At 65.2% G+C, this 353-nt stretch carries 1 protein-coding gene; it reads right to left on the reverse strand.

Features of this window, described 5'->3' with window-relative positions:
* Window positions 1-353 (reverse strand): LabA-like NYN domain-containing protein (locus AC0L3X_RS47475; protein WP_473317662.1); only part of this gene is annotated, 353 nt, incomplete at both ends.

The raw sequence follows: 353 nt of genomic DNA on the forward strand, positions 1-353 counted from the left end.
ACGTCGGCCTGGCGGCGCAGCTCGTCGGCGATCATCGGCGGCTGGCTCGCGATGGTGGAGATCACGGTGACCCGGACGCCGCGGCGCTGGACGGCTTCGACCAGGGGGCGGAAATCGCCGTCACCCGAGAATAGCACCATCTGGTCGATGTGCTCGGCGAGCTCCATGGCGTCCACGGCGAGCTCGATGTCCATGTTGCCCTTGACCTTGCGGCGGCCGGAGGCGTCGATGAACTCCTTGGTCGCCTTGGTGACGACCGTGTAGCCGTTGTAGTTCAGCCAGTCGATCAGCGGGCGGATCGAGGAGTACTCCTGATCCTCGATGATCGCGGTGTAGTAGAACGCCCGCAACAG

This window comes from Bradyrhizobium sp. MI1.7 (assembly GCF_055811795.1).